The following is a 3,760-nucleotide window of genomic DNA, read 5'->3' on the forward strand; positions in this document are numbered from 1 at the left end:
GGCGATACTTGTCTAGGATGATGATACCGCACTCTTTCTATGAAGAGTGTTGGTCGGCAGAACGTTGAACATTTTACGTGACAGACGTTTTTCCTGTCACAACCACCTATGTTCAGTTTTCAAAGAACACCCTATATACCAAATAACACCATTTAGAATACATAGTGTACAGAACGTATTTTCGATAGTTTATCTGTACACCGTATTTGAGCAAACATTCATTTTATCCCTAAAGGGGTTGCTAGTACACCGTAATAGGCTTTTTTCGCAAAATATGCAATTGATTTTGGATTTTCGGCACTCGTTGCCTTACATAAAATGTAAAGATAAAAGACTTAATTATATGGAGAAAATAATATGAAAAAATTAGCATCATTTTTCTTAGTTACAGCTTTAGCAGGAAGTATTTTAGCAGGTTGTTCATCAGATTCAAAGAAAGCAGCGTCAAACGGAGAAAAACAAGATACAGTATTGGAGTATCAAGTTCAAGCTGGTAGGGTTTCTTTTCCAGAATTAGCAGTAGATTTAGGTTATCTAGGTGATTTGGAATTAGAAAACGTAAGTAGTTATACTGGTGGTCCTGAAAGCATTCAATTAACAGCAACAGGAGAAACGGATTTTGGTTATGCATTTAATGGAGCGATTATCAAATCGTATGCGAAAAATGTGAAAATTAAATCTGTGGTTGGAGCATATGGTAGTGATAAAACTACGTTTGTGGGTGCCTATGCGCTTGAAGGTAGTCCTATTAAGTCGGCAAAAGATTTTATTGGTAAAAAAGTTGGTATGAACATACTAGGTGCACATTTCGAATTTGTCCTTAAAGATTATTTACGCCAAGGTGGCTTAACGGAAGATGAAATTAAACAAGTAACTCCTGTTGTTATTCCAATGGTAAATTCAGAGCAAGCATTGCGCAGTAAACAAGTGGATGTCGTGTTAGTAAATAGTCTTCCAAAGGATCTTCTAATAGAAAGAGGCGGAGTGGTAGAAATCTTTAAGGATACGGATGTATATAATACAGAATTTACTGCCGGTGATTACTTCTTCTCGCAAGATTATATAGAAGAAAACCCTGATACAGTAAAGCAGTTTACGGAGGGGGTGGCGAAGGCTATCGAGTGGGCACGTACTACTCCAAGAGAAGAAGTGACTGCACGTTTTGAAAAAATCTTAGCAGCGCGTGGAGAAGATGAGATGATTGCAAGTCTTAAATACTGGAAGAGCACAGGTATTGCTGAAGAAGGTGGTCTTATCAACGATGCTGAATATGACATATGGATTAAGTGGCTTGAGAAAAATGGTGAGTTAAAAGAAGGGCAAGTTAAGGCAACTGATTTATATACGAATGAATTTAATCCATATGCAAAATAAAATGGCAGCATCCCTCCTCCCTACAAAGGGAGAAGGGATGCTGTTTTTTATGGATAAAAGAAGCGTAGATGAAGGAACTGTTGAGTGACAACAAGTTGTTCCGTCAAAAATCCAAAAGGGTAAATTAAATCTTTTCAAGTCAAGCCCGATTGAGGTATGCCTTTTTTGAATATGTTCCTTCCAACTTTTTGATTACTATATGTTGTATCCTAGAATTAACACTTTGAGTTTTTCAGTGCCCTCGGCTAAAGCCGTTGGGGTTCTTTCTCACAAATATCCCGCTTATCACCTTTCATAAGAAGAGGAGAGGCGTGACTGTATGGTAAAAGAGATGCCCAACTCATAACAAAGGTATTGCTGATTATTCGACTTTTTCATCATTATCGGTGCAATAATTCTTTCGTCATCAATAAATGCGGAATTCCATCCTCTATAAATACGCTTGATGAAGTCTGATAGCCTAGTTTTTTATAAAAACCCTGTGCCTGTGTTTGACCATGTAATTTGACCCGCGTTGTTCCTCTCTCCTGCGCAATTTCCTCTAATGCTGTAATAATTACTTTACCAAGACCAAATTTTCGGTAATGTTTCAGAATACAAACCCTCTCTAACTTTCCGAATTCATCAACCCATCTCACTCGTCCCGTTCCAACAGGTTGTTCTTCATAATAGACTAAGATATGTTCACATTGACCATTAAGTTTGTCAAACTCGTCAAATTCATCTTCTAAGGGAACGTCTTGTTCCTTAACAAATACCTCTTTCCTTATGTGAAATGCCTTCCTTAAATCTTCATCAATGGTTATTCTTTTTGCATTCATTTCTTTCAGTCCTTTTACATTAATTTGTCTAGGAATACTTATACTTTACTAATAAAATTAAATCATTTTATTGTATTTACAATAAAATTAGGTTAAATTTAATTTATATCAGTTATGTTGTAATTGCAACAAAAACTTCATTAAGGAGTAATTTTATGAAAGAAATTTTACGCGAAATTGGAATGATAGCTAGGGCATTAGATTCTATAAGTAATATTGAATTTAAAGAATATGAGCTTACTAAAGGGCAGTATTTGTACCTTGTGCGAATATGTGAAAACCCAGGAATCATTCAAGAAAAGTTAGCTGAAATGATTAAAGTAGACCGAACAACAGCAGCTCGTGCCATAAAAAAACTTGAAATGAATGGGTTTATTCGAAAGGAAGCTGATGAAAAGAACCAAAAAATTAAAAAACTTTTTCCAACAGAGAAAGGGACAAATGTTTATCCGTTTTTAATAAGGGAACATAATTATTCAGATATGGTCGCATTAGCTGGGTTTTCTGAAAGCGAAGTGGAGACCATATTTGATCTTCTTCAAAGAGTTAGAAAAAATATAGAAAAAGAGTGGGAATTTGTTAAAAAAGGAAACAAGAGGAATTATTGAGTATATAAAGGAGCGACATATTTAAATGGTTATAAATATAAAAAAGTGCACTATTGAAGACTTATGCATACTTCAAGAAATTAGTTATGAAACATTTAATGAGACATTTAAGCAACAGAATTCACCTGAAAATATGAAAGCCTATTTGGAAAGGGCATTTAACTTAAAACAATTAGAAAAAGAATTATCTAATACCTCTTCGGAATTCTTTTTTGTTTATTTTAATGATGAAGTCGCCGGATATTTAAAGGTCAATATCAATGATGCTCAGTCTGAAGAAATGAGTGATGAATTACTTGAAATCGAGAGGATTTATATAAAGAACAAATTTCAAAAACATGGGCTTGGTAAATATCTGCTCAATAAAGCTATGGAAATTGCGATGGAACGTAATAAAAAGAAAATCTGGCTAGGCGTATGGGAAAAAAATGAAAATGCTATTGCTTTTTATAAGAAAATGGGGTTTGCTCAAACTGGATCTCACTCTTTTTATATGGGTGATGAAGAGCAAATGGACTTTATAATGATCAAAACACTTATATAACTTTTTTGAAAGCAGTTCAAGGTTTTAAAATAAAAATCAACAAGATAGAAGGAAAAGCTAAGTTAAGTCAAAATCATCCTGTTGAACGACAAGAGCTAATTATTAAAGAGTTAGAAAATACTTCCCACCTAGATAACCAATCGGGTGACAAGCTGGATTAGGAAAATTCATTGCAGATTTTAAATGAATTTGGTAGACGAATTTTACAAGTGGAAGGTGTTCCAGAAGTATATTCTCCTACATATTCAGCACGAGATAAAAGTGAGGAAGTAAAAAAGTGTACAATGTATATGCGTCGTAGTAAAAACTAAACTTAAAATAGCCGGGGGGACAGGAAATTTAATTAGGAACATTTTAATGGAGTGACGGAAAAAGCCCAATTTCTTAACATTAAATTGAGAAATTGGGCTTTT

At 34.4% G+C, this 3,760-nt stretch carries 4 protein-coding genes; 3 read left to right on the forward strand and 1 reads right to left on the reverse strand.

Features of this window, described 5'->3' with window-relative positions:
- The first annotated feature begins 357 nt into the window (after positions 1–357).
- A complete protein-coding gene (locus V7068_RS12205) occupies positions 358–1,374 on the forward strand; it encodes an ABC transporter substrate-binding protein (protein ID WP_499713020.1) in 1,017 nt (338 codons plus the stop codon).
- 380 nt (positions 1,375–1,754) lie between these two features.
- Here V7068_RS12205 and V7068_RS12210 read toward each other — a convergent pair whose 3' ends face one another.
- On the reverse strand, positions 1,755–2,195 hold the full coding sequence (locus V7068_RS12210; RefSeq protein WP_499713021.1) for a GNAT family N-acetyltransferase: 441 nt from the start codon (positions 2,193–2,195) through the stop codon (positions 1,755–1,757).
- A gap of 155 nt (positions 2,196–2,350) precedes the next feature.
- On the opposite strand from V7068_RS12210, the gene V7068_RS12215 reads away from it, so the two are divergent.
- Together V7068_RS12215 and paiA are read left to right on the forward strand one after the other, a co-directional pair.
- Positions 2,351–2,803, forward strand: a complete 453-nt coding sequence (locus V7068_RS12215; protein ID WP_375351738.1) for a MarR family winged helix-turn-helix transcriptional regulator — start codon at positions 2,351–2,353, stop codon at positions 2,801–2,803.
- 25 nt (positions 2,804–2,828) lie between these two features.
- Complete coding sequence (gene paiA / locus V7068_RS12220) at positions 2,829–3,347, forward strand: spermidine/spermine N(1)-acetyltransferase (RefSeq protein WP_499713022.1); 519 nt, start codon at positions 2,829–2,831, stop codon at positions 3,345–3,347.
- Positions 3,348–3,760 lie beyond the last annotated feature (413 nt).

This window comes from Bacillus sp. JJ634 (assembly GCF_036962285.1).
GTDB lineage: Bacteria > Bacillota > Bacilli > Bacillales > DSM-1321 > Peribacillus > Peribacillus asahii_A.

Excerpts from the sequence above, each read along its gene's own strand:
- V7068_RS12205 (WP_499713020.1), top strand. The coding sequence starts at position 358 with ATGAAAAAATTAGCATCATTTTTCTTAGTTACAGCTTTAGCAGGAAGT.
- V7068_RS12210 (WP_499713021.1), bottom strand. The coding sequence starts at position 2,195 with ATGAATGCAAAAAGAATAACCATTGATGAAGATTTAAGGAAGGCATTT.
- V7068_RS12215 (WP_375351738.1), top strand. The coding sequence starts at position 2,351 with ATGAAAGAAATTTTACGCGAAATTGGAATGATAGCTAGGGCATTAGAT.
- paiA (WP_499713022.1), top strand. The coding sequence starts at position 2,829 with ATGGTTATAAATATAAAAAAGTGCACTATTGAAGACTTATGCATACTT.